Source organism: Cupriavidus sp. MEYA8, assembly GCF_059278825.1.
In genome coordinates this window covers 2,101,291-2,126,940 of the sequence record NZ_CM181222.1, presented here as the reverse complement: position 1 = coordinate 2,126,940, position 25,650 = coordinate 2,101,291, and the positions used below count along the sequence as shown (strand labels likewise).

Sequence of the window (25,650 nt, the reverse complement as noted above, 5' to 3'; positions counted from 1 at the left end):
CGTGTTGCCGATCTTGTTAGCTGAGCCAACGATGGAGATCATAGTACGGCAGCGGCACATGATGGAGCGATCCGGCGCTGTGCGGCCCGACGCGCACAAAGCCGCTGGCGTGGCCGAGCGCGGACACGGACGCCGCGCCCTGCTGCGCGGTGACCTGCACGAGGCTGTCCCGGCCGGCCGGGCTGCCGGGCTCGCCGACACGCCAGAAGGCATCACCGCGCTGCGCCCGCGCACCCGGCAGCGCCGCGCGCACGCGCCCTACCGGCGGGAACAGCACCGCGCGGCCCTGCAGCCGGCGCAGCAGCGGCGTCACCAGCAGCGCGAAGGTGGCATACGCCGCGGCCGGATTGCCGGGCAGGCAAACCACTGGCTTGCCGCGCAGGCGCCCCACCGTGACCGGCTTGCCGGGCTTCATGTCGACGCCGCGGCAAAGCAGTTCCCCGCCGGCCGAGGCCAGCGCCGCGGCCACCAGGTCGCGCTGCCCGACCGAGGCGCCGCCCGCCACCAGCACCAGGTCCGCATCGGCGGCCAGTTCGCGCAGGATGTCGTGCAGCGCCCGCTCGTCGTCCCGCACATGGCGATGGCAGCAGACTACCGCGCCCATGGACTGCACCAGCGATTCGAGCATGGGGCCATTGACGTCATGCACCTGGTAGACGTCGCGCGGCTCGTCGTTGGCGGCGACCTCGTCTCCCGAGGTCACGACCGCCACTTCCACCAGGCGGCAGACCGGCACTTCGGCCAGGCCCTGCGACGCCAGCGCGGCGATATGGCCAGCCTGCAGCAGCGTGCCGGCGGGCAGCAGCAGGTCGCCGCGGCGGGCGTCCTCGCCCTTGCGGCGGATATGCTGGCCCGCACCGGGGGCGCGCGCGCACACCACGCCGCGGTAGCTTTCCTCGGCATCCTCCAGTGCGACGACCGCGTCGGCGCCGGGCGGGATCACGCCGCCGGTGTAGATGCGGATGGCATGGCCCGGCAACAGCGGCTCGGGCCGCGTGCCGGCGTAGACCACCTGCTGCAGCGGCAGGCAGGCCTCGCGGCAGTCTTCGCTGCGCACGGCGTAGCCGTCCATCGCGCTGCGGTCGGCTGCCGGCGTGTCGATCACGGCGCAAAGGTCGCGTGCCAGCACGCGCCCCGTCGCCAGTCCCAGCCATACGGTCTCCGTTTCGCGGACCGGCTCCGCGCTCATGGCGAACACGGCCTGTGCCTCGTCGAAGCTCAGCACGCTGCCCCTCCCACTTCTCCAGTCATGCCCGGCGCGGCGGCGGTGTAATCGACATAGCCGTCGGCGCGGCAGAAGCTGAGCAGGCGCAGGCCGGCCTGCTCGGCTATGCGGATCGCCAGCGAGGTCGGCGCCGAGATCGTCGCCAGCATCTGGATGTTCATGCGCGCGGCCTTGCGCACCAGTTCATAGCTGGCACGGCTGGACAGCAGCACGAAGCCGTCGTCCAGCGCCACGCGCTGCATGGCCAGGTGGCCGATCAGCTTGTCCAGGCCGTTGTGCCGGCCGACATCTTCGAACGCATGCAGGATCTCGCCGCTGGCGTTGCACCACGCCGCCGCATGCACGCCACCGGTGGCGCGCATCAGCCGCTGGTGCGAAGGCAGCGCCGACACGGCGCGCTCGAGCAACCCGCGCGAAGGCACCAGCCGCCGTGCCGGCTCGCGGATGCGCGCAGGCTGCAGGTCCAGCAGTTCCAGGCTCTCGATGCCGCACACGCCGCAGCCGGTGCGGCCCGCCAGCGCACGGCGCTGCGCCTTCATCGCGGCAAAGGCCTGTTCGCTGATCTGCAGCTGGATTTCGGCGCTGTGCCGGTGCACGCGGACTTCGACGTCGTGGATCTGCGCGTTGTGGGCAACGATGCCCTCCGTCAGCGAGAAGCCCACGGCGAACGCTTCCAGGTCCAGCGGCGAGGCCATCATCACGGCGTGCGAGATGCCGTTGTAGACCAGGGCCACCGGCACTTCCTCCGCCACGTTGTCGAGCGCCGGCCGCGCCGCGATGTCCTTGTGGCGGACGATGGGGCGGGATTCATAGCCTGTGTGCTGGATCTGGTCGATCTGTCCGGCCTGTTCGATGCAATGCATGGGGACCTCATGAACCTGTGAAATGCTGCCGGTCTGCTCCCTCTCCCACTGCGCGGGAGAGGAGCGTTTGCGTGGGGCGACGGCAAGCGCCGGCCACGCTCACGCCGCCACTGCCGGCTGGCTGCGCGACGGCGTCAGCAGCACCGGCACCGATTTCGAAGTCGGCGTGCCGCAGCCGTCGCCGGTGCTTTCCAGCGGCACCAGCGGATTGGTCTCGGGATAGTAGGCGCCCAGGCAGCCCTGCGGGATGTCGTAGTCGACCAGCACGAAGTCCTCGACATGGCGCTGCAGGCCGTCGTCCCAGACGCTGGTGATATCGACATGCTGCCCCGCCTCCAGGCCAAGCCTTGCACGGTCGGCCGGATTGATGAAGACCACCCGGCGCAGGCCGAACACGCCGCGATAGCGGTCATCCAGGCCGTAGATCGTGGTGTTGTACTGGTCGTGCGAGCGCGTGGTCATCATCACCATCAGCTTGTCGCCGTACTGGTCCCGCGCGCGGTGGATCGGGGTGTCCTTGTCGATGCCGTGGACCAGGAACTGCGCCTTGCCCGACGGCGTCTGCCAGATCCGGTTGCGCGCCGGCGGCGTCAGGTGGAAGCCGCCCGGCACGGCGACGCGCTCGTTGTAGTCGTCGAAGCCTTCGATCACCTGCTCGATGGCATCGCGGATACGCGCATAGTCCTGCGCGTACCAGAGCCAGTCGATCTTTCCGGTACCCAGCGTGGCGGCGGCCATGCGCGCCACGATCGCGGTCTCCGACAGCAGGTGCGGCGACGCCGGCGCGTTCATGCCGAAGGAGATATGCACCATGCAGACCGAATCCTCCACCGTCACTCCCTGCGGCACGCCTTCCTGCATATCGATTTCGGTGCGGCCTAGCGTCGGCAGGATCAGCGACTCCTTGCCATGCACCAGGTGGCTGCGGTTGAGCTTGGTAGCGATATTCACCGTCAGCGCACACTGGCGCAGCGCCTCGTGCGTGCGCGGCGTGTCCGGCGTGGCGGTCGAGAAATTGCCGCCCAGTCCGACAAAGACCTTGACCTTGCCCTCCAGCATCGCGGCAATGGTCTCGACCACGTCATAGCCGTGCTCGCGCGGCGGCTCGAAGCCGAAGGCGGCGCCCAGGCGGTCCAGGAACGCCGCTTCTGGCTTTTCCTCGATGCCCACGGTGCGGTCGCCCTGCACGTTCGAATGCCCGCGCACCGGCAGCAGCCCGGCTCCCTCACGGCCGATATTGCCGCGCATCATCATCAGGTTGGACAGCAGCTGCACCGTCGGCACCGAATGCTTGTGTTGCGTCAGGCCCATGCCCCAGCAGGCGATCACGCGCTTGCCGCGGGCATAGACCTGCGTCAGCGCATCGATGTCTTCCAGCGAAACGCCCGACTCCGAGACGATGTCGGCCCAGCTTTCCGCACGCAGGTCTTCGACGAAGGCGCCGAAGCCGATGGTGTGCTCGCGCACGAAGTCGACATCGACCAGCCGCTCGCGGCCATGCCGGATCGCCTCGTCGTCGAGCTCGACCAGGCGCTTGGCCATGCCCTTGATGAGCGCGAAGTCGCCGCCCAGCTTTGGCTGCACGAACATCGACGCAATCCTGGTGCTGGAGCCGGTCAGCATCTCCACCGGGTGCTGCGGGCTGGTAAAGCGCTCCACGCCGCGCTCGCGCAGCGGATTGATCGACACGATGGTCGCGCCGCGCCGGGCGCATTCGCGCAGATCGCCCAGCATGCGCGGATGGTTGGTGGCCGCGTTGTGGCCGAACAGCAGGATGGTGTCGGCATGCTCGAAGTCATCGAGCACCACGGTGGCCTTGCCCACGCCCACCGTCAGCGGCAGGCCGCGGCTGGTGGCTTCGTGGCACATGTTCGAGCAGTCGGGGAAGTTGTTGGTGCCGTAAGCGCGCACGAACAGCTGGTACAGGAACGCGGCCTCGTTGCTGGCGCGGCCCGACGTGTAGAACGCGGCCTGGTTCGGGTCCGGCAGCGCATTCAGGTGGCGGCCGATCATGGCAAAGGCCTCGTCCCAGGCGATCGCGCGGTACTTGTCGGTCTGCGCGTCATAGACCATGGGGTGCGTGAGGCGGCCGTGCTGCTCCAGCTCGTAATCGGTCTGCGCCATCAGCGACGTCACCGTGTGCTGCGCGAAGAATTCCGGCGTGACGCGCAGGCTGGTGGCTTCCGCGGCCACGGCCTTGACGCCGTTCTCACAGAACTCGAAGGTCGACGCGTGCTGGCGGTCCGGCCAGGCGCAGCCGGGACAGTCAAAGCCGTCGGCCTGGTTCTGCTTGAACAGCATCTTGTACTTGCCGCCGGCCACCTTCTCCTTGATCAGGTTGATGGCAACGTACTTCAGCGCACCCCAGCCGGCGGCGGGATGGGTGTAGGGGGCGATGTGGCCTTTCTCGGGGGTCGGGGTGCTCATTGGCGTGGTGTCCTGTAACGACGGGGGCATCCGGGGGGCTGGACCAGGGGTCGCGTCCGGATCGTTGCGGTGACACCAGAGTAGGCCGGCGGGGTGGCGCCGGAGACGTACAAAGCGCGGGATGGCCGGGGAGTACAGTCTTGCCGGGCGGCCGGGCCGCCGCCCATGCGAGGTTGCGTCAGGCCGGCTGGCTGCCGGCCTGGCCGTGCCTATGCAGCACAAGCGACGTGCGCGGCAGGTTGCACCTGGAACAGCGCGCGCCCACGGACCGCAGGTTGCGGTGTGACAGCGGCACGCCCTTGGGAACGCCGGTCGAGCCCGAAGTGAACAGGACCCGCCCCGTCTCTTCGTCACCGATTGCGGCATGGGCGGCGCGCACCGCCGCGCTGCGCTGCGCCGTGACTTCGGCACCTGCCAGTGAGGCCCAGGGCAATTGCCCGGTCACGGCCTTGTCGAATTGCGTACTGGCCCCGATCTTGTTATATGCTGCGCCCTGCACCTCCGTTTCCCGGAGTTACTGGACCGCTTACATAAGAACAAGGCATCGGGCAGACCTGCATGTTCCAAGTCATCCGTCGAATCCGCCAGCGGCTGCGCTACCTGGACCTGACCCTGAACGCCAGCCGCAGCGTGCGCATCCGGGTGGTCGAGCGGCCCGGGCTGTGGATGGACAGCGCCCGGCTCGACGCCATGCTGGCCCAGATGCGCGGCGTGGTGCGGCGGGGCATCGGCAAGGATCTCGACTACGGGGTGCTGTCCGGCGATCCCGAGCGGCTGCGCCGCGCCGTGGTCACGCTGCTCTACGACCGGGACAGCGGCCATCCCATCGCCTTCAACGCGCTGTCGATCATGCCGATCGAGGTCAGGGGACGGCCGGTAGAGGCCATCCACCTCGGGCTGGTGATGGTCGATCCCGGCTATCGCACGCAGGGACTTTCCTGGGTGCTGTACGGCCTGACCTGCATCCTGCTGTTCTTCCGCCGCGGCTTGCGCCCGATCTGGATCAGCAACGTGACCCAGGTGCCGGCGATCATCGGCAAGGTGGCCGAAGTCTTCGTCACGGCGTATCCCAATCCGTTCGCGCAGTCGCGGCGCAGCTTCGAACACCTGAGCGTGGCGCGCGAGATCATGAAATCGCACCGCCATGTCTTCGGCGTCGACGCGGATGCCGGCTTCGACGAGGCCCGCTTTGTCATCACCGACGCGTATCGCGGCGGCTCGGACAACCTCAAGAAGACCTTCGACGCGGCGCCCAAGCACCGCGACGAGCGCGTCAATGCGCTGTGCCAGCGCGAGCTCGACTACCAGCGCGGCGACGACTTCCTGCAGGTTGCGCGGCTGGACCTGGCCAGCGCGCGCAAGTACCTGCTGCGCGAAGTCCCGCGCGACTCGCTGCCGGCGATCTTGTCGCAGGTGGCGTTCCTCGCGCTCGGCCGGATCGTCCTGCCGCTGGTGCATTGGCTGAACCCGCGCGAGCCGATGGGAGACTTGCGCGCAAGGAACCACGCATGACCGCATCGCCTGCCTTTTCTTACGAAGAATTCACCACCCGCAATATCGGCTTCGTGACCGAGGCCGAGCAGCAGCGGCTGCGCGACGCGCGCATCCTGGTCTGCGGCGTCGGCGGCATGGGCGGCGCCTGCCTGCAGGCCCTGGCGCGCATGGGCGTCGGCGGCTTTGCGCTGGCCGACTTCGACGTGTTCGAAGTGTCCAACATGAACCGGCAGGTGTTTGCCAGCCTGGCCACCGTCGGCGTCGGCAAGGTCGAGGCCACCGTCGCGCAGCTGCGCCAGGTCAACCCCGCGCTTCAGATCGAGATGCTGGGCGAGGACTGGCCGGGGCGGCTCGATGACCTGCTGGCGCGCTACCCGATCGTGGTCAACGGCATGGACGACATGGCCGCGGGCATCGCGCTCTACCGCAAGGCGCGCGAGCATGGCGCCACCGTCATCGATGCCTATACCGCGCCGCTGCCCTCGGTCACCGTGGTGCGGCCGCACGACCCGCGGCCGGAGACGCGCCTGGGCTATCCGACCGCCGGCATGGACTGGCAGGCGCTGACGCCGGAGATCCGGCAGGCCTGCCTGGGCAAGGAGCTGGAGTACGTCATGGTCCATTCCAGCTCGGTCCGCCATGTCGATCTTTCGATTGCGAAGGACCTGCTTTCGGGCAAGCGCAAGCGCATGTCGTTCGCGCCGATGGTAATCACCACCGGCAACCTGATGGCCTTCGAGGCAGCCAAGCTGGTGCTGGAGCGGCCGAGGCTGGCGGATGCGCGCGGCTATTTCTTCAACCCGTGGACCATGCGCGTCGAAACTCCGCGCAATGCGCTGGCGGCGTGGCTGGTGCGCGCCGCGGTGCGCCGCTTCATGGCGAGGCTGTTCCGTGATTAACGCGCTTGCCAGCGATGTCACCGTGACCTGGCTGGGCGCACTGGGCTGCGGCCTCTACCTGCATTTCCTGTGGACACGCCGCGAAGCTGGCACCGGCACCGGGTTGTTCCTGTTCGGCGTGCTGACCGCATTGCTGGCGGTCCGGGGCTTTGCCTGGCTGCTTGGCGGACCGCATTTCGGCCCACTTCTCGGCCCACTTCTCGGCCCACTTCTCAGCCGACTACTCGGCCGGCTGGTGTTCGCCGCGGCCACGCTGCTGCCGATCGCGACCACGCTGTTCGCCGAACAGCTGCTGCGGCGCCATCATCCGTTGTGGCTGAAACTGCTGGCGCTCGGTGTGTCGGTGGTGTTCTTCGTCATCAACCTCGTTGCCGACCTGTCCGCCAACGTGCCGCTGCTGCTGGCCTTCCTGGCCTGCTATGCGATGGTGACGGCGAGCAACGGCTGGTTCCTGCTCTGGCTGCGCGATGCCGACCTGTCCAGCAATGAAGAGCGGCTGGCGCGCGCGGTGGTCGTGGTGGTGGCGCTGGCCGTGCCGCTAATGGCGACGGATTTCCGCGAGGAACTTGGGCATGTGCCGGTCCGGCTGGGCGCGCTCGGGGCGCTGGCCTTTATCTACGTGCTGCTGAACCTGTCGGATTCGCAGCGGGTCGTGCGCGGGCTGCTGGCGCATATTGCCGCCGCGCTGGTCTTTGCCGTGGTCCTGGCCGGCGCCATGGCGCTGGCGTCGCACGGGCCGGGCCAGGGATTCTGGCAGGCCGGCGTGCGCGGCATGCCGGTGGCACTGGCCTGGGTGTTGCTGACCGCCATCTTTGCCCGCATCCGCGCGGTGTCGCTCGCTGGCGACGGCAACGCCTTCCTGCGCTGGCTGCTCCATGCCCGGCTCGATACGCCGGACGGCTTCCTCCATTCGCTGCGGCGCCTGCCGCAGACGGCCGACCATGTGGTACTGGGCGACGCCGAGCTGGCTGGCTATGCGCTGGGCGAGTTGTTCGCGCTGGCCGGCAAGCGGCGTGAGCCGGTGTCGATCGGTGATGCCAGGGCGTGGGCCCGGCAGCCCCAGGCAAGCGGCGTCGGCAACGGCATCGAAGCCGCGGAGCAACTGGTCGACCTGATGGAGCGCCACGAGATGACCCACGCCCTGCTGATCGCACGGCAACCGGCCATGGTGGTGCTGCTGAACCTGCCGCAGGGCGCCAACGCCGCCATCGGCGAGCTGCGCGCCGCCGTGATCCTGCGGCTGGCTCGGCACCTGCGCCGACAGGAGGCCGCATGACCGTGGAATTGCGCGAAGGCGATTTCGATGCGTTCTTCGCTGCGCCGTTCGCCTGCTATGGCGACCAGACCCATTTCGTCTCGCCGATGAAGGGCGACCTCGCGCGCGCGCTGGATGCGGCAAAAAACCCCTTGTTCCGGCAGTTTGCGCGCCGCACCTGGTACACCGCGCACCGCGACGGGCAGATCGTGGGACGCATCCTGGCCCATGTGCACGATGCCTCTAACCGGCGGTACGGGCAGAAGCGCGGGTATTTCGGCCTGTTCGACTGCATCGACGACATCGCCGTCGCGCGTGCGCTGCTCGATGCGGCTGCCGGATGGGCCAGCCGGCAAGGCTGCGACGAGCTGGCGGGCAGCTTCAACCTGACCATCACGCAGATGATCGGCATCGTTACCGATGGCTTCGGGCACGCGCCGTACACCTACCAGGAATACACGCCGCCGCACATTGCCCGGCTGCTGGAAGCCTGCGGCTTCGAGCGCTTCTTCCCGATGCGCACCTTCGAGATGGACGTGCGCGGCTACGACCCCGAACAGTTGCTAGGCGACCGGCAGCGTGCGCTGGCCAGCGATCCGGACTGGCGTTTCGCGCCGATCCGCCGCCGCGGCTTTGAAGGGCGCCTGCGCGAAGCGTGCGCCGTGCTGAACGACGGCTTTGCCGGCAACCCGATGTTCGTGCCGCTGACGGAAGCGGAATTCCTCTACCCCTGCGCCGGCATGATGTGGATCATCGACGAGCGCCTGTCGTACACCGCGTATTACCGCGGCGAGCCGGCCGGCGTGCTGCTGTGCGTGCCGGACCTCAACCCGTTCCTGCGTGCCACCGGGTTCCGGCTGACATGGTCGACGCTGTGGCACTTGCTGCGGTTCCGCGCCAGCCGCAAGCGCGCGGCGGTGATCTTTTTCTCGGTACGCCAGGCGTTCCACGGCCAGGGCGTCAACGGCGTGCTGCTGCATCGCCTGCTGACGGCAATGCGCGATGCCGGCTATTCGCACCTGGGCATCAGCTGGGTGTCCGATACCAATGGCGCAAGCCTGCGGCAGATGGAAAAGCTGGGCGCCACCGAACTGCACCGCCTGCACCTGTTCCGCCGGGCGCTGGCGCCGGAGAATGGCAACCTACGATGCTGACACCAGACCAGCAACTGGCCCTGGTCGCGCAGGCCGCGCGCGCCCCGAGTGCCCACAATATCCAGCCGGCCCGCTGGCACTTTGCCGGCGACCGCATCCTGCTGCTGGAGGATCCCGCGCGCTGGCTGTCCGTAGGCGACCCGACCGGCCGGGATAACCGGATCGCGCTGGGCATGGCGTGGGAAGGCATGGCGCTGGCGTTGTCGGCCATCGGCTTTGCGCTTTCGCCGCCGGAGGTCGCGGCACTGCCCTACCCGCCCGCGGCTGCCGGCCCGCGCGTCACGGCCACAGGCGAGCTCCGGCCGGGCGCCTGCGCCGATCCGCTGGCTGCCGCCTGTGAGCAACGCCGCACCTGGCGCGGCACGTTCGCGCCTGCCGACGCCGCGCAGCTCGCGGCCATGGACCAGTGCATCGCCACTCATGCCCCGGTTGCCATGGCGGCGGAGCCCGCCAGCACGGCGCAGATCGCCAGCTGGCATGAGGCTGCCGCCGCGGCCGCCTTCCACGACCCGGCCTTTGTGCGCGAGCTTTACCACTGGATGCGCCTGTCCCCGCGCGCCGCTGGCTGGACCCGCGACGGACTGTCGGCCGAGTGCATGGCGCTGTCGCGCTGGGAAGCGATGGCAGCGTCGGTGGCCCTGCGTCCGGCCGTAGTGCGCGCGCTGTCGGCGCTGTCGCTGACCGGCCTGCTGGCCGCGGACGCCGCCAAGGTCAACAGCGCCGCCCGGATCGTGCTGATCCACGCCGCGCACGACGTGACAGACTTCGAGGCCGGGCGCCGCTGGTACCGCTTCTGGCTGGGCATGGCCGCCCTCGGCTTTGCCGGCGTGCCGATGTCGGCCCTGTCCGATTCGCCCCGCTACGCGGCATTGCTGACGGACCACCAGGCGCTGCCAGCGGGCCACCGGCTGGTCAACGTGATGCGTTTCGGCCCGGCGCCTGGCGCGGCGATTCCGCGCAGCGCCAGGCTGCCGGCGGCGGAATTGCTGCAGGCGGACGGCCCGCGCTAGAGCAGCTTCAGGAATTCCAGCAGCGCATCCTTGTCGCTTTCCGGCAAGGCGCTGAACTCCCGCTCATGGCCCCGGTTGTCCCGCCCCGTGGTCGCGGTGTCATAGAGCACCGGGCTTGACCACGGCCGGTAGTCCGGAGGATAGGCCCACGCGCCCTGCGCATCGGGCCGCCCGGCAATGCCCACTTTGGCGTAGTCCAGCGCATGCCCACCCACCCAGAACCGGCGCGGCCGCGCCTCCGGATGCATCAGGTGCCACAGCGTGGGCACCGAGCCGTTGTGCAGGTAAGGCGCCGTCGCCCACAGGCCCGACAAGACGGGCGCCACATAGCCGCCGGTGTTGGCCGCATCGATATGCTTGCCCAGCGCGGAGCGCCCGATGGCCTGCAGCAGGCTCGCATCGATCGCCTGCCAGCGCGTGGGATCGGTGCCGAGTTCCGCCTGCGCCACCAGCCGGTTGGGATAGCTGACCAGCCGGGGACGCGCCGCGTCCTGGCTGTAGCTGCCATGGCACTGCGCGCACTGCGCCGCGTAAACGCCGGCGCCGCGTGCCGCGCGGCCCCGGTCGACCGGTCCGGGAAACGGCGGCGGCGTGTAGCCCGCCATAAACCGCATCACGTCCTCCACCTGCGGGATGGCGCGGCTGGCGCGATCCGGCGGCATGCCCATGGTCGGCACGGTAAAGAAGGCCACGATATGCGCGAGACGCCCGGGATCCATGGCCGCATCCGCGGCAACCGGCGCAAAGCGCGCCGCGCCCTTGTTGGCATAGACCCCGTCATAGAGCAGCGACGAGCGCAGGCGCCGGTCGCCCAGTTCCGGGATCGAGGTCGAGCCGCTCGCGCCCGTCCCGGCGGAGAGCAGATGGAACTGGAACTTCAGCGCCGCCACGCCATTGGTGCTGCCGGCCGCGCCATTGCTGAACGGCAGCGGCGCATCGCCGCTGGCCGCGAGTTCGTCGATGCGCCTGACCAGCCGCGGCCAGACGAACTTGCGGATGGTCGCCAGTTCGTCCGCCGAGGTATCGGGATACAGCTTCGGAATGGCGACCAGCAGCTTGTCGGGGTCGGACTTGACCCGCTTGACCGCGAGGTAGACCGCGTTGACGAAGCCATCGAGATTGAGCGAGGTATTCGGCAAACCCAGCCACACCTTGCCGCTGGGCTGGCCGTCCTTGCCGTAGGTCACGCCCGCATGGCACGCCGCGCACCCCAGGTTAGAGACTTCCAGCCGGATCCTGGGCAGGTCGCGGCCGACGGTGCCGCTGACGATGCCGAGCGGCTTGTCGAAGCGCGGCTGCTGCGCAAGCGGCCAGTTCAGGATGCCGTCGGGATAGACAAACCCGAACTCCCGCAGCGCGCGCCGCAATGTCTGCGGCGCAGGCACCGCATCCGGGGCGTTGGCAAGCACCAGCGCGGTCGTGGCCAGCTTCCATGGCAGCGCGTTGGATTCCAGCGTATCGGTGCTCAGGCCGCCGAAGTCGTCGAACACAAAGCGCGCCGCGCCGATCTGCGCCGGCGTGCCACTGCCGGCAAACTCCCGCATGGCCGAGGATTGGCCATCGGCATAGCCGCGCAGGAAATCGCAGCCTGCGAGCGTGGACAGCAGCAGCCCTATGGTGATTGCGCGTGCGAGAGGCATCGAGATCGCCGGTGGATCGAGCTTCGCATTCTAATCGGTGACGCCCAAAAAAAAAGGGCTTCCGAAGAAGCCCGCCCAGCCAACTACAGTGGATCCGTCTATCTGAAGCGCGGCGCGTGGACTAGGCCGCCACCTGCGCGCCGGCTGCGGCAGATTCCTTCGCGAACTGCTGCCTGGAGGTCGCAACGTGCGAGGCCAGCACCGGCCGCAGCACCATGATGGCAAGGAACGCAGCGGTCAGGTCCATTGCCGCCACCGTGTAGAGCACCGTCGACCAGGTGCCGGTGGCTTCCATCAGCAGGTTGCCGATCGGCACGAACAGTGCGCCGATGCCCTTGGCGGTGTACAGCACGCCGTAGATCTTGCCGATGTGCTTGGTGCCGAAGGCATCGCCCGCCAGTGCCGAGAACAGCGAGTAGACTTCGCCCCAGGCCAGGAACACCACGCCGGACAGGATCAGGAAGGCGTACGGGTCGCTGCCGAAGTAACCCAGCGCGATGATGCCCAGCCCTTCCAGCGTGAAGGCGATCACCATCGTCTTCTCGCGGCCGATGTTGTCCGAGATCCAGCCGAACAGCGGACGCGAGATGCCGTTCATGATGCGGTCGAGCATCAGGGCGAGCGGCAATGCGGCCATCACGAAGAAGTGCAGGTCAACCTTGAATTCCTTCACGCCAAGGTCCTTGGCGATGACGCCGAGCTGGGCCACGGCCATCATGCCGCCGGTGACGACCAGCACGAACATCACCAGCATCAGCCAGAACAGCTTGGTGCACAGCGCTTCCTTGAGGGTGTAGTCGCGCGTGGCCTGGGCCAGCTTCTTCGAACCACGCACCTCGCCGGTCTTGGGCGAACGCAGGAACCATGCCGCGACGAAGGCGAGCGATCCTTGCAGCAGGCCGAAGAACAGGAAGGTGTGCTGGAAGCCCTGCGACTCGATCATCGCCGCGATCGGCAGGATGGTCGCCGCCGAGCCCGCGCCATAGCCGCCGGCGGTCAGGCCGACCGCGAGGCCGCGGCGGTCCGGGAACCACTTCAGCGCGTTGTTGATGCAGGTCGCATAGATGGAGCCCACGCCCAGGCCGCCGACCGCGGCGCCGACGTAGAAGCCCATCAGCGTGGTCGCCTGCGAGTTGATGACCCACGCCGTGCCGATAAAGAGCGCGCCGAAGGCCACCATCATGCGCGGCCCGAACTTGTCGATGAAGTAGCCCTCGATCGGCGCCAGCCAGGTCTGCACCAGCACGAACACGGTGAAGGCGATCTGGATGCTGGCGCGTGACCAGCCGTAGGTTTCCTGGATTTCAGGCACGAACAGCGTCCAGGCGTACTGGATGTTCGCGGTTGCGATCATGCAGACCACGCCGACGACCAGCTGGATCCAGCGCGTGGACTCCGGAGCGTGATTGGGGTGCAGGGCCCCTGCGTTTGCGTTACTCATAGCGCACTCCTTGAACCGTGTGTTTCGGGAAATCCGTGGGGATGGACGAAGGTGGGGACGCCATGCGCGTCAACTTGCAGGTGGCTCCTGGCATTTTCTGTCTCCTGTGTCGTTGGCATTTACTGCCTTTTATTGCGACGCCATATCGACGTCTCCCGCACTCACCTGTTTTCAAAACTACGAGATGCGATGGGATACACAGTATGTGATATATCAAGTAAGCACAAGGCGAACCAGCAGCAGGGTTTTCACTAGCCCGCCGATTAATGAGGAATATCGCTGGAAATCAGGATTCAGGCTATTTGCGCATCAGTGCGAAAGGCGCATGAATAAGCACGTCACATTCCCGGGAATCCAATACCGGCGCGGCTTTTCTGGAAGTGTTGACGATCAGGTCAAAAGCACGTCAAATGCTGACCAACCCAGAAACATTGCGATTTTGTAATGTTTCGGGAAAAATCAGGGTTTTCACCAGCCAAAATCAGAAAGCGGCAAAATGAAATTCCTGATTAATATCGATCATGAATAATCGAGGATAAAAAAAGGCCCGCAGGCGTCCCGGCGGGCGGAGTCATGATGCGTGACATCAGCCGCAGCATGTCACGTATTTATAGGCGATTATCTCAGGCAATTAAATAGCGGCAAGACTAGTGGATTACCCGTTGTCCGGCGCGCTGTCGCGCAGGCGCCGCGCGTGCATGCGCGACTATCCGATCACGCTGGACAAGCTTCTGCCGAAGCTGCCACTGCGGGCTTGACCGGCTCGAGTTGCCATTCGTAACCCAGCCGCACGCCAGCAATGCCGCCGTCGTGGTCGTGGTCGACGACCGCCACCTTGGCCTGCTGCAGCGCCTCGACGCGCTGTTCCGGCAGGCCGAAGCTGGCCGCCAGCTCATCGCCGCCCAGCGGCGGCAGCGGCTTGCGGCGGTCCATGCCGGCGAAGCGGATCTGGTTGTACAGGGCCCACACCAACAGCACCACGCCATTGAACACGCCCACCAGCACGTACACCGACAGCGTGCCCATGGTGGGCATCATCGCGGACCAGAACGGCACGTCGAGGCCGGACGACGCTCCCGCCAGGATGTCGCGGATGCCGCTGGCGAAGAGGTAGAAGAACCCGGTCCACGCCAGCGCGGTCAGCACCGCGTCGAACGCCCAGCGCAGCGGTGCGCGCCGGGTACGGATGATCATGTTGTCGGGATTCATGACGATTTCATCGATTGGATGCCGCGATCGGGACTGTCCCAGCGCGCACGCTTGCGCCGGGTCTTGAGCATGACCTTGGGAAAGGCCAGCAGCGTGGTGAACATGCCGACCAGCCAGTACGCCAGCGGGTACCAGATGATCCAGTACAGCGTGCGCCCCAGGCGCGGCTCGTAGCGGCGGTCGATCGCCACGCTGATCATGAACTGCAATATGCAGACCGCCGCCAGCACCATGCCGGTAAAGCCCGGCGGCATCAGCTTCTGGATGCGGATATGCTCCGGCAGCTCGACGAAGTGCCCCAGCGCCCACAGTACGATCGACATGGCAAAGGCAAAGGCCCAGCCCGCGGACAGGCAGTACTCCGCCATCAGCGGCCACAGCCGGCGGTGGCGCCAGATCCAGATCGAGCGCACGTTTTTCATGAACACTTCGGCGCCGCCCTGGGCCCAGCGCAGCCGCTGCTTGAACAGGCCGCGCACGGTCTCGGGCATCAGGATCCAGCACAGTGCGCGCGGCTCGTAGAAGATCGACCAGTGGTCGCGCTGCAGCTTCCAGCTGATGTCGATGTCCTCTGTGATCATGTCCAGGCTCCAGTAGCCGACGCGGTCCAGCGCGCGGCGGCGGAACGCGGCGACCACGCCGGACACGGTAAAGACCTGCCCATAGACGCGCTGGGTGCGCTTGATCAGCCCGATGATCGACGAGAACTCGCCGACCTGGATGCGGCCCACCAGCGTGGAGCGCGTGCGGATGCGCGGGTTGCCGGTGACCGCGCCCACGCGCGGGTTGGCCACCATCGGCGCGACCAGGTAGGCGGCAGCGTCGGGATCCAGCGCCGCGTCGCCGTCGATGCAGACCAGGTATTCGCCGCGCGCGGCCAGCGCGCCCATGCGCAGCGCCATGGCCTTGCCCTGGTTCTGCGCCAGGTGCACCACGCGCAGCCGCTCATGGCGCTGCGCCAGCGCTTCCAGCACGGCGCCGGTGCCGTCGCGCGAACCGTCATTGATGGCGATCACCTCGAACTTGGGATAGCGCTGTCCCAGCGCGGCCAGCAGCGTCTCTTCGCCGTTCTGCTCTTCGTTGTAGCAGGGCACCAGGATCGAGATGAACGGTGTGCCGGGCACCTGCGGCGCCTCGCGCTGCTCGCCCCCCCGCCACTCGCGCTCCCAATGCAGCCAGAAGTACACGCCGCCGGCCATCCACAAGCCGGACATGAACAGCGGATAGAAGAACACGAAGGCCAGCAGCAGGTCGCCGGTGGCAAGCGCGGCCAGCGCGAACGGCAGCGCCAGCGCGAGGCACAGGATAACCAGGGCAAACAGTCTTTCGATCATGGTGCGGGGTACCAGGCGTTAGACAGCGCCGGGCGGATCAAGTCGAGCCGGGGCTGGTTGTTCAGGAAGTCGTCGGGGTAGTAGCCGAAGCTGCGCGCGCCGCGCCGCTGAAGGCGCTGCATCCAGCCGGCCAGCACCTTGCTGTCGACTGCGCCTGCAACCCCACCTTCTGGCTTGCGCCAGTCGCGCGCCTGCAGCTCGAACACCGTGCGCCGCAGCGCGCCGGGGCGCTGCGCCACCGCGTCGACGATGCGGTCGAGCCATTGGTGCTCGTGGCCGCGCGGCACCTGCTCCATGTACGGCATCGCCATCGGCGCGGTCCAGTCGTATGCGGCCAGGAAGTCGTCGAGGTTCTGCGCGAACCAGGCTTCGCTGTCCGGCTGCAGGATGGGCATGGCGAAGATATTGCGCGCGGTCTTGATCGCCGGGCCGCGGATGGCGCGCACACGCTGCGTCAGTTCCTGCGTGAAATCGACCAGCGCACGGCTCTTCATGCGCGTCCAGCGCTGCACCGTTTCCGGGTCGGCGCGCAGCGCGGCAATGTTGTCCGGCAGCCCGGCCTTGCGGTACGCCGCCAGTGCCGGCGCGCTGGCGTCCTCGAAATCGCTGAGGGTGGCGTCGTCGTGGAACAGCAGGCCCTGGAAGAAGGCGTGCCGGGCCAGGTCTTCATAGACCTCGGCGATGCGCTGGCGCGCCACCGGGTCGAACGGCGACAGGCGGCGGTATTGCTTCGCGTCGACCCCGGCGCGATTGGTGGCCGGGTCCCAGCGGGTCACGCGCGGCAGCGACGGGTCCATGTCGAAGCTCAGCACCGGCATCCAGGCGTAGACCTTGACTTTGGCGCGGTTGCCGAGCTGCCATGCCACGCGGTTGAACAAGTCCGCGCGCATCGGCAGCCAGCGGTTCGGGAAGTACACCGACCGGACCAGGCCGCTGCCATCTTCGTCGGAGAAGGCCTGCAGGAAAACCGTGTTGATCTTGAGGTCGTAGATGCGCTGCACCAGCCGGTCGAGGTTGCGATCGAGCTGGGCCGGGTCCGGATCATAGACGTAGTCCAGGTCGACGTGCGCGACGCGCATGGCGCTCGGCTCTTCCATCGTCGCCACCGACTGCGCGAAGCCGGGCACGCCGGGATCGCCGGTGACTAGCATGCGCGGGCCGGACATCAGCTTGTCGACGCTGGCCAGGCCGTCTTCCAGCGTCAGCGCCATCTCGTAGCCGTTCTCGCCGACGATGCGCAGCGCGGTGCCTCCTTCGGCGCCGTACGGCCATACCCAGACGCGCACCGGCTTGCCGGTGACGGCATGGACTTTCTTCGTGATGCGCTGCATGTCGGTACGCACGCGCGCCGCGTAGGTTGCGTCGGTCTCGTAGCGGCCGGTGCCGGCATCGAAGGCGCGCACCGCCGCAGCCGGCTCGGTATTGCCCTGCGGATTGGCGTTGATGCCGTAGTGCAAGGCGTCCGTGTGCGCGCCGATCTCGACCAGCCCGGAGGCGGAAATCTCGCGCAGTTGCTGCCACGTCAGCAGGCGGTCGCGAGCGGTCGGCGTGCCGCCGAAATCGACCGGCTGGCCCGCTGGCGTGTCGAGCCACGCACCGACCGGCGCCAGCACCGCGGGCCAGCGGTAGGCCTTCAGGATCGGCAGCACGCGCGCATGGAAGCTGCGGTAGCCGTCGTCGAAGGTCAGCAGCACCGCGCGCGCCGGCAACGGCTTGCCGCCGCGGCGCGCGGCCAGCACCTGGTCGACCGAGACCGCCTGGTAGCCGTTCTCGCGCAGCCACGCCAACTGGCCGATCAGGTGGTCGGTACGCACGCTCAGGTAGGCCTGGTCGGGGTCCCTGTCTTCGACGTCGTGGTAGGCCAGCACCACCAGGTGGTTGCCGGGCCAGGGCTGTTCGGCGGCGGCGAGCGGGCGCTGCGCCGGCGGCGTGAACACCGGAATGTCCTTGGCGCAGCCGGCCAGCAGGCATGCGGCCAGCAGCAGCCAGAACAGGCGGCGCCAGGCGCTCAGCGGGAATCGTGTCATGGCGGGGGTCCGGGTCAGAATCGATAGGTCAGGTCGAACACGATGCGCAGTTCGCGCTCGCGCTGGCCGTCATAGGGCCGGCTGCTGGCGGTGACGGTGGCGCCCACGTCGAACACGTCGTTGGTGCGGTAGCGCTGGCCGTAGCCGAGCAGCAGGATCGCGCCGGTGCCGAAGCCTTGCTGGCTGTAGGTGCCGGCGCCGCCCAGGAACTGCTGCTCCCAGGCGGTCTCGTAGCGGCGGTACAGCGTGTGCGTGAGCCGGGCCGACGGCAACACCGTCAGGTCCGCGCGCGGGCTGTAGTACGGCACGTCGGTGCGGCTGTTGCGCGAGCTCCACAGGTCCACCAGCAGGTCGGCCTTCAGGTGCGGCGCGGCGTAGATCCGCTGCACGCCGGAGATGCCGCCTTCGAGCCGGTCATTGCCGTCGCTGAAGTGCGACGGCGCCACCGTCAGCATCCACTCGCAGGCCTCGCTGGCGCGCCAGCGGCCGTAGACCTGCACGTTATTGGCGTAAATGCCGTTGAGCAGCGCCCGCAGCGGCGTGGCGGTCGAGCGCATCGCGGCCGAGGCGCCGATGCGCCAGCGGTCGTCCAGGTCATAGTCCACCGCCACCCGGCCGCCCTGGCGCGCGCCATAGCCATACCCGTGCATCGACAGCTCGGCCTCGACGGTCAGGTCGCGCACGCGCCGCTGCACGCCGGCGCGGGCCCAGCGGTAGTCGACACGCCCTTCGTCGAAGCGGCCGGTGGCATAGCCCACGCCGCCGAAGGCGCGCCAGTCATAGTGGATCGGCGGCGTGTACAGCACCGACTCGATGCCGAAATTGCCGTCGCCCACCACCGGGCTGTCGTTGGCCAGGCCGCGATAGCCTTCGATGCGCAGCTCGGCCTTGTTGTGCACGGCCCATTCGCGCGCCAGGCGGCGGGCGGCCAGGTCATCAGGGAAGCGCGCCAGGGTATCGTCGCGCAGCATTTCCGCCTGGCGCCATTCCTGCAGGTCGAGCGCGGCGTGGCCCTGCTGCACTTCCACCGCGAGCGCGCGCGGCGCCAGCGTTTCGGCGGCCTTCAGTTCCTGCTCGGCGGCGCGCGGCCAGCCGCGCGCCAGGTAGACATTGGCCAGGCCCACGCGCAGGCCGGAATGGCCGGGCGCGTTGCGCACCAGGTCTTCCGTGCGCTGCTGGGCCTGCTGGGTGTCGCCGGCCTGCAGGGGCGCGAGCGTGGCGGTCTGCTCGGCGGACAGCCACAGTTCGTTGGGCTGGCGCGCCGGCTGGCCGCGCACCCGGCGCCATTGCGGCTGCTCGGCGCGGGCCTCGCTCACCGCCTCGCCCGCCGGGTCGAAGGCTTCGGCTTCGGCGTTGGCGTAGTACAGGCCGGTCTGGGCCTTCAGGCGCGTTTCGGGGTCGAGTCCGGGCGGATAGGCTTCGCGCACCTGGCGGAACAGTTCGGCGGCCTGCTCGGGGTGGCGCAGGTAGAGGTAGGCCGAGGCCACGTCGCCCAGCGCGTAGACGGGCACGGCGACACCCTCGGCGCGCAGCGCCTCGTAGCTGTCGACCACGTCCTGCATGCGCAAGCGCGCATGCAGCGCGCCGAGGCGGTCGATGCGGGCGCGGCGGTACAGGGCCTCGCTTTGTCCTTCCTTGTTGCCCTGCCCCTGCAGTGCGGGCAGCAGCGCGTCATAGCGCGCCAGCGCGCGGTCGGCGATGGCAAAGCGCTCGGCTTCCATCCGTGTGGGCATGTCGGCCAGCCGCACCAGTTCGGCGGCGGCGTCCAGTTCCAGCGTCTGCCGGGCCGCGGTGTCGAACAGTGTCGGCTGCTCGCCGGCGACGCGCAGCGCGGCATCGGGCAGCCCGGCGCGCTGCAGCGCGCCCACATAGGCGCGCACGGCGTCGGCGCGTTTGGGTGCGCGGGTATAGGCCTGGTCGGCCTCGAACAGGGCCTCGTAAGGTTCGCCGGCGCGGGCCTGCGCATAGGCCAGCGCGAGGCGGCTGTCGACATCATACGGCTGCTTGCGCACCAGGGCCTGGCCAGCGCTGACGGCTTCCGCGGCCTGGCCGCCGTCGGCCAGCACGCCGACCTCGCCCAGCGCGAACACCGGCTCGGCGGGGTAGCGCTGGCGTCCTTCGCGGTAGCGTGCCAGCGCCTCGTCCCAGCGCTTCTGGTCGCGCAGCGCGCCCGCCGCCGCGGCCAGCACCTGCGGCGGCGCGGTGCGCGCGGCGCCCGCCTGCTCCAGTTCGCCGTAGGCGGCCAGCACCTCGTCGGAACGGCCGGCCCAGCCGGCGATGATGATCCGGTCAAACGCCGCGCGCCGGTCCGAGGGAGCGCTGGCCACGCGCTCGCGCAGCATTGCCAGCGCACTGCCGTAGTCGCCGGCGCGGGCGCGCTGGATCAGGGCTTCGTATTCGGCGTCAGCCTGCGCGGGGGCCGGCATGCAGCAAAGTGCCGCCGCCAGCCCGGCCGCGAGCCCGGCCGGCATGCGCCGGCGCAAGGCCTTGCGCCGGGCGGGACCGGTGCCGGCGCACGAAGGTTGCGTCATCAGTGAATCCATGGGATCCGCAGCCTGTCTCATCTATGCCCGAGCGCCGGCTCGCCTGCTGGAAGCGGGCGCGCGCCTGGGGTCCGTTATCGGCAGATGACATGCGGCACGGAGACACGGAACCCGATCGGGCCTGGCCGCAGGAGAGAGGCGGCAGGACAGGCCTACGGGATCCGGCGGGTACCGAGGAACCACGCCGGATGGCCAGCCCGCGATGGGCATGGCGTCGTGCAGACGCTACCTCCGCCGGTGGCGGGGTGCGTTGCCGCAAATCGGGGGAAAGTGTAAGCGCGTGGCGAAAATCAAATCGTGAACATTCGCAAACACATTTACAGCTTGCATCAAATTCCCGGGGCGAATTCTTGCCGCATTCCGCGGCTCGGGACAATACCCGTTCGGGGGAAACATTACTCGGTTCTGGCCAGGCGCCTTGCCTGGCCTGGTGTCGCGAGAGCCGCGGTAAAGCGGGGGGGGGGTAAAGCGGGAGTTTCCGGGGCGGATTTGGCGGGGTATCAGGTAATGTCCGACATAACTCCTCGCGCACGAATATCTTGATTATTCGCTGGCTGGCAGGTGTCCGGAATTCGATAAATCAGCCCAATGGCGGATTTATGGTGGTAGAAATGCCGCCCTTTGGCGGCATTTCACCGGCCCCAGCGGGCCACCTGGCCGTCGATGCCCATTTCCAGGCCGCTGACGCGCTCAGTGCCTGCGGCCAACCCGCCACTTTGTATCGCACTGTATCTGGCGCGGCGCCGGACATGAAATCTTGCATTCCGGCCGCTGCCCGGAAACAAGCGGGATACGCGCGGGCGCTCCAATGCGGTCATCGACCCGACCGGAGCCCGACGATGACCTGCTGCCTTGCCCTGCCTGCCCCTGCCGCGCGGTGTGCCGCGACGCGCCCCCGCAGGAGCCGCCAATGATCGACGCACTGCTTGCCTTCCTCGCCGGCGTGCTGACGATCGCCTCGCCGTGCGTGCTGCCGGTGCTGCCGATGCTGCTCGGCGCTTCCCTGGGCCAGTCGGACCGCCTGCGCCCGCTGGCCATCGCGCTGGGCTTCGTCACGGCGTTCTCGGCCTTCGGCATTGCCTTCGGCGCGCTGTCCAGCGCCTTTGCCGACGCCCACGGGGTGGTGCGCAACGCCGCCATCCTGTTCCTGCTGGCGACCGGACTGGCGCGGCTGTGGCCGGCCGGCTTCGCGCGGCTGACGGGGCCGTTCGGCGGTATCACCGAGCGCCTGGCGGACCGGCTCGGCAGCGTGGGCGGCAGCGGCATGGCCGGCGGCTTTGTGCTGGGCATGTCGCTGGGCGTGGTCTGGACCCCGTGCGCGGGGCCGGTGCTGGCGTCGATCCTGGCGCTGGTGGCCAAGGCCCAGGACCTGCAACGCGCCGCCGCGCTGCTGGGGATGTATGCCGCCGGCGCGGCTATTCCGATGCTGTTGATCGCCTATGGCGGCCAGTTCGCCACCACCCATGTGCGCCGGCTGGCGCGCCATACCCAGCGGCTGCAGCAAGGCTTCGGCGCGCTGGTGGTGGCCACGGCCGTCGCCATGTACTTCCAGTACGACACCCTCGCCGTCGCTTGGCTGACGTCGCTGGCCCCGCTGACCTGAATCCACCAGCGGAATCTGTTCGCTGAACCCTTCCCCCACTGTCTGACACGGAGACTGCACCATGCACCGCATCCTGCGTACCCTGCTTGCCGCCACCACCATCTTCGCCGCCACCCACGGCGCTCCCGCTGCCGCCGCGCCGGCGGATTTCGGCAAGGCGCCGGAATTCACCGGCATCGAGAAATGGCTCAACTCCGAACCGCTGACCCTTGCCGGACTGCGCGGCAAGGTCGTGCTGGTAGATTTCTGGACCTACGACTGCATCAACTGCATCCGCACCCTGCCCCATGTGCGCCAGTGGTACGACAAATACCGCGACAAGGGGCTGGTGGTGGTCGGCGTGCATACGCCCGAGTTCGGCTACGAAAAGTCCACCGCCAATGTCCAGGCGGCGATCAAGCGCTTCGACATCCGCTACCCGGTGGCGCAGGACAACAAGTACGCCACCTGGAACGCCTGGCACAACCAGTACTGGCCGGCGCTGTATCTTGTCGACGCCAGCGGCAACGTCGTCTACAAGCACTTCGGCGAAGGCAACTACGCCCAGACCGACGCTGCCATCCAGAAGGCCCTGGCCGACGCCAGGCCCTGACTCCTCCGGCGCGCTCCTGCGCGCGGCGCAGCCCCCGGCTAGCGCCGCGGCGCGCCGGCTGTCGGGGGCGGCTTCAGCAGCGGATACGGGTTGATCGCACCCCCGGCGGCATAGATGCCGTAGTGCAGGTGCGGCGGCGTGCCGCGGGCGTTGCCGGTGGTGCCGACATAGCCGAGCACCGTGCCCGGTGCAACGATATCGCCGGCGCGTATTGCCGCGTAGTCGTCGAGGTGCGCGTAGTAATGCATCTGCCGGCCCGGTCCCATCACCCAGACCACCTTGCCGCCGAGCGAATTGGTGCCGACGCGCGAGACGATGCCTTCCGTGGCCGACTGCACCGGCCGGCCGCGCGGCGCGAAGATGTCGATGCCTTCATGCTTGCGCCCGCCGGAGCGCGCGCCATGCCACGTGTCGCGCAGCGCGCGCGGGGCGACGCCTTGCACCGGAACCGGCAGCGCGCTCGGCGCCGGGCGGGCCGCCAGCCGCATCGCGTAGATGGCGCGTTCGAGCTGGGGCTGCAGCCATGGCCAGGCGGCCCACAAGATCGCCGCCACCATCGCCGGCGCTGCCAGGCGCCCGATCAGCGGCCGGCGGCGCGGCGCATCGCCATACGGCGCCGATGCTGGCGAAGCGGACGGTTCAGGAGCCGGTCCGCGATGGGGATCGAATTGAGGCATTCCGGTTCGACGGCGGCGCGGCCGACAAATTCCGCACGCCGCCACGTGGCGTGCGCGTCTCTGCGCAGGCGACAGCCGCACACTGGCGAACCATTGCCGGGCGGGCCGGTCATACCTCGACTTATCGACAGCAACGAGGAGAAGGCATGGATTGTCCGGTGTGCCCGCAAACGCAACTGGTGATGTCCGAAAGGCAGGGCATCGAAATCGACTATTGCCCGAAATGCCGCGGCGTATGGCTGGACCGCGGCGAACTCGACAAGATCCTGGAGCGTTCGGTCGCCGCGGCGCCAGCGACGCAGGCCGTGGCGCCCGCTGCGCCGCCCCAGCAAAGCTACGGCGACCGGGACCGCGGCCATGAGTGGGGCCGCGCTCGTCATCATGACGGGGACCGCTATTACGACGAACGCCACCAGAAGCAATATCGGAAGAAGAGCATCTGGCACGAGCTGTTCGACTGAACGCTGGCTGCGCGCGATGCCGCGCAATGAATACGCCGGCGATCCCGCTATCCCCCGCTATCCCTTGCGCCGCCGGCGCGCCACCTCCGCCGCCGCGTCGCGCAGTTCCGGCGGCAGCGCGCGGATCTCCGCCGCAAAGAACGCCCGCTCGGCCGCGCGCAACGCCGGCAACTGCGCTGCCAGCCGCTCCACCGCCGCGCAGGCTTTGGCGGTTGCGCCTTGCTCGTGTGTCAGGTACCAGGCCGACTCCAGCAACAGGTTGGCCAGCTGCAACGGCCCCAGGCTGACATGGCCCGCGTCGTGGTCTTCCAGCGCAAAGGCGGCCACGGCCGACCAGCGCACGAATCCCTTGGCCGGAGCAAACGGCGCGTGGAAGGGCCGCAGCGCATCAATGGCATCGGCTACGGACAGCGGGCGCTGGCGGCGAAAGGCGGCCACGCTCTGCACGCCCTTGCCCTCGCCAGCATCGCCGGGCGCATCCGGCCCGCAGCTGCCGCGCGCGATGCGCAACAGGAAGATCGCGTTCCACGCGGTGCCGCCGCCCACCCCGAAGCGGTCGCAGATCCATTCCGACAACCCCAGCCAGCGCATCGCCTGCCGCTGCACCGCGCCGGCATCGAGCGCGCGGCCGGGGTCGGCCAGCCCATGGCGCCAGAACAGCCACAGGCACAGGCCGATATTGGCCGCGGCATGCTGCACGGCGTCGACCGAATCGGCTTCGTAACCGGCTTGCAGCGCTGCCGCGAAGGCATCGAGGGCACGCTGCGCCGACAGCGCCGGCGCCACGCTGCCGGCTGCGGCCTTGCCCATCGCACCGGCCTTGTACAGCAGCCCTTCCAGGTTCAGCACCTCGAAGCGCAGGCGCGGGTTGTAACGCACCGCCGGGGATAGCTCCGGATCCGCACGCAGCGCGGCCAGCCCGGCGCCGGCGCCGTCGTGGTCGCCGCGCGTATAGCGGGCCCAGGCGCGCACCACGTGCGCCATCGCCGCGAAGGTGGGCATGGCGGCGCCGGGGCTGCCTGCCCGATACAGCCGGCCAAAGCGCGCCAGCGCGGCGCGGCTCTGCTCGAGGCTGCCGCAGCGGCGCCAGGCCAGGCTTTCCTTCAGCAGCGACAACGCCTGCTGGAACGGATCGCCGGCGCTGCGCTGTGCCACGCGGAACGCTTCGGCCACGGCGGTGCCGTGCGCGCCGGCATAGCCGTCCTGCGCGCTGCGCATGGCCTGCGTCAGTTCGCTCCAGAAGGCCATGTCGCGCATCACGTAGGCCGCGCCGTCCGCCATGCCGGACTCTGGCGCCCCCGCCTCGGCAAAGCCCAGCTGCCGCGCCAGCGCCGCCGGGCCCAGCGTGCGGCCGTGCGCGACGAAGCGCAGTTGCCGGGCCTGCGCCGCCGTCATCCAGAACGGCCCGCGGCTGCGCTGCGCGGGGTTGGCCGTTGCCGGATCGCGTTGCCGGTCCGCGCCCCAGCCCAGCGTCACGCCCCACCGGGCAAAGTCCGCGAAGGCGCGCGATACCAGCATGCGCAGGTTGGCGGCGGCCGGGAAGGCGCTGCGCACGGCCGCCGCTGTCACATCACCGCCGCTGCGCTGCGCATGCCAGGCGCGCGCCAGCAGCCAGACCGACTGGAAGCGGGCGGGCTCGCCATTGACGCGATAGGGGGCGCGGACGTCGATGCAAAGCAAGGCAGCGGACATGGGCTGGAGCAGTAGCAGGCTGGAGGCCGGAGAGGATGCGACGCCGTCATGTTACGCAGGTTACAGCGTGCGCGGTTGGCGTGCGTGGAGCGCTCTCCTATGCT

Annotated in this window: 20 protein-coding genes; 8 read left to right on the top strand and 12 right to left on the bottom strand. The window is 68.7% G+C overall.

The window, feature by feature from the left end; translation table 11 throughout:
• Positions 1–16: 16 nt before the first annotated feature.
• The 4 genes from AC5WJ1_RS26670 to AC5WJ1_RS26655 all read right to left on the bottom strand — a co-directional run bounded on the left by AC5WJ1_RS26670 (position 17) and on the right by AC5WJ1_RS26655 (position 5,014).
• A complete protein-coding gene (locus AC5WJ1_RS26670; RefSeq protein ID WP_135702794.1) occupies positions 17–1,225 on the bottom strand; it encodes a molybdopterin molybdotransferase MoeA in 1,209 nt (402 codons plus the stop codon).
• Entirely contained in the window at positions 1,219–2,088 is an 870-nt protein-coding gene (gene fdhD / locus AC5WJ1_RS26665; RefSeq protein WP_494476728.1) for a formate dehydrogenase accessory sulfurtransferase FdhD, read from the bottom strand. Before fdhD ends, AC5WJ1_RS26670 begins: the two co-directional genes overlap by 7 nt.
• 99 nt (positions 2,089–2,187) lie before the next feature.
• Positions 2,188–4,515: an FdhF/YdeP family oxidoreductase gene (locus tag AC5WJ1_RS26660; protein ID WP_434034601.1), complete on the bottom strand. Its 2,328-nt coding sequence runs from the start codon at positions 4,513–4,515 to the stop codon at positions 2,188–2,190.
• Positions 4,516–4,693: 178 nt separating this feature from the next.
• On the bottom strand, positions 4,694–5,014 hold the full coding sequence (locus AC5WJ1_RS26655) for an AMP-binding protein (RefSeq protein ID WP_434034600.1): 321 nt from the start codon (positions 5,012–5,014) through the stop codon (positions 4,694–4,696).
• Positions 5,015–5,073: 59 nt separating this feature from the next.
• Between AC5WJ1_RS26655 and AC5WJ1_RS26650 the strand changes: the two genes are divergently transcribed.
• Genes AC5WJ1_RS26650 through AC5WJ1_RS26630 form a run of 5 tightly spaced genes read left to right on the top strand, consistent with a single transcriptional unit; the run spans position 5,074 to position 10,327 of the window.
• Positions 5,074–6,027 carry a hypothetical protein gene (locus tag AC5WJ1_RS26650; RefSeq protein ID WP_195427796.1) on the top strand — a complete coding sequence of 318 codons (954 nt, stop codon included), beginning with the start codon at positions 5,074–5,076 and terminating at the stop codon, positions 6,025–6,027.
• The gene (locus AC5WJ1_RS26645) at positions 6,024–6,908 is read left to right on the top strand and encodes a HesA/MoeB/ThiF family protein (RefSeq protein WP_195427797.1); all 885 of its coding nucleotides are present in this window, start codon (positions 6,024–6,026) and stop codon (positions 6,906–6,908) included. Before AC5WJ1_RS26650 ends, AC5WJ1_RS26645 begins: the two co-directional genes overlap by 4 nt.
• Positions 6,901–8,184: a hypothetical protein gene (locus tag AC5WJ1_RS26640; RefSeq protein ID WP_494476727.1), complete on the top strand. Its 1,284-nt coding sequence runs from the start codon at positions 6,901–6,903 to the stop codon at positions 8,182–8,184. The genes AC5WJ1_RS26645 and AC5WJ1_RS26640 overlap by 8 nt, the downstream gene beginning before the upstream one ends.
• Positions 8,181–9,317, top strand: coding sequence for a GNAT family N-acetyltransferase (locus AC5WJ1_RS26635; protein WP_133094559.1), 1,137 nt, complete (start codon positions 8,181–8,183; stop codon positions 9,315–9,317). The genes AC5WJ1_RS26640 and AC5WJ1_RS26635 overlap by 4 nt, the downstream gene beginning before the upstream one ends.
• A complete protein-coding gene (locus AC5WJ1_RS26630) occupies positions 9,311–10,327 on the top strand; it encodes a nitroreductase family protein (RefSeq protein WP_494476726.1) in 1,017 nt (338 codons plus the stop codon). Before AC5WJ1_RS26635 ends, AC5WJ1_RS26630 begins: the two co-directional genes overlap by 7 nt.
• Here the strand turns inward: AC5WJ1_RS26630 and AC5WJ1_RS26625 are convergent.
• From AC5WJ1_RS26625 to pgaA, 6 genes are all read right to left on the bottom strand, one after another.
• Positions 10,324–11,967: a c-type cytochrome gene (locus AC5WJ1_RS26625; protein ID WP_135702803.1), complete on the bottom strand. Its 1,644-nt coding sequence runs from the start codon at positions 11,965–11,967 to the stop codon at positions 10,324–10,326. The two genes, AC5WJ1_RS26630 and AC5WJ1_RS26625, sit on opposite strands and share 4 nt — an antisense overlap.
• A gap of 121 nt (positions 11,968–12,088) precedes the next feature.
• Positions 12,089–13,408, bottom strand: coding sequence for an oxalate/formate MFS antiporter (gene oxlT / locus AC5WJ1_RS26620; RefSeq protein ID WP_133094557.1), 1,320 nt, complete (start codon positions 13,406–13,408; stop codon positions 12,089–12,091).
• A gap of 714 nt (positions 13,409–14,122) precedes the next feature.
• On the bottom strand, positions 14,123–14,617 hold the full coding sequence (gene pgaD / locus AC5WJ1_RS26615) for a poly-beta-1,6-N-acetyl-D-glucosamine biosynthesis protein PgaD (RefSeq protein WP_494476725.1): 495 nt from the start codon (positions 14,615–14,617) through the stop codon (positions 14,123–14,125).
• Positions 14,614–15,951, bottom strand: a complete 1,338-nt coding sequence (pgaC, locus tag AC5WJ1_RS26610) for a poly-beta-1,6-N-acetyl-D-glucosamine synthase (protein WP_135702805.1) — start codon at positions 15,949–15,951, stop codon at positions 14,614–14,616. The genes pgaD and pgaC overlap by 4 nt, the downstream gene beginning before the upstream one ends.
• Entirely contained in the window at positions 15,948–17,978 is a 2,031-nt protein-coding gene (gene pgaB / locus AC5WJ1_RS26605; RefSeq protein ID WP_167884540.1) for a poly-beta-1,6-N-acetyl-D-glucosamine N-deacetylase PgaB, read from the bottom strand. Before pgaB ends, pgaC begins: the two co-directional genes overlap by 4 nt.
• Positions 17,979–17,992: 14 nt before the next feature.
• On the bottom strand, positions 17,993–20,509 hold the full coding sequence (pgaA, locus tag AC5WJ1_RS26600) for a poly-beta-1,6 N-acetyl-D-glucosamine export porin PgaA (protein WP_494476724.1): 2,517 nt from the start codon (positions 20,507–20,509) through the stop codon (positions 17,993–17,995).
• A gap of 922 nt (positions 20,510–21,431) precedes the next feature.
• Between pgaA and AC5WJ1_RS26595 the strand changes: the two genes are divergently transcribed.
• On the top strand, positions 21,432–22,124 hold the full coding sequence (locus tag AC5WJ1_RS26595) for a cytochrome c biogenesis CcdA family protein (RefSeq protein ID WP_494476723.1): 693 nt from the start codon (positions 21,432–21,434) through the stop codon (positions 22,122–22,124).
• A 61-nt stretch (positions 22,125–22,185) separates the two neighbouring features.
• Positions 22,186–22,716: a thioredoxin family protein gene (locus tag AC5WJ1_RS26590; protein ID WP_133094552.1), complete on the top strand. Its 531-nt coding sequence runs from the start codon at positions 22,186–22,188 to the stop codon at positions 22,714–22,716.
• Positions 22,717–22,754: 38 nt separating this feature from the next.
• Here the strand turns inward: AC5WJ1_RS26590 and AC5WJ1_RS26585 are convergent, their stop codons facing one another.
• On the bottom strand, positions 22,755–23,273 hold the full coding sequence (locus tag AC5WJ1_RS26585; RefSeq protein ID WP_434034595.1) for a M23 family metallopeptidase: 519 nt from the start codon (positions 23,271–23,273) through the stop codon (positions 22,755–22,757).
• 266 nt (positions 23,274–23,539) lie between these two features.
• Between AC5WJ1_RS26585 and AC5WJ1_RS26580 the strand changes: the two genes are divergently transcribed.
• Positions 23,540–23,854 carry a TFIIB-type zinc ribbon-containing protein gene (locus AC5WJ1_RS26580; RefSeq protein WP_133094551.1) on the top strand — a complete coding sequence of 105 codons (315 nt, stop codon included), beginning with the start codon at positions 23,540–23,542 and terminating at the stop codon, positions 23,852–23,854.
• A 57-nt stretch (positions 23,855–23,911) separates the two neighbouring features.
• On the opposite strand, the gene AC5WJ1_RS26575 is transcribed toward AC5WJ1_RS26580, so the two are convergent.
• Positions 23,912–25,546 (bottom strand): hypothetical protein, encoded by a 1,635-nt coding sequence (locus AC5WJ1_RS26575; protein WP_494476722.1) that lies wholly within the window; start codon positions 25,544–25,546, stop codon positions 23,912–23,914.
• Between the last annotated feature and the right edge of the window lie 104 nt (positions 25,547–25,650).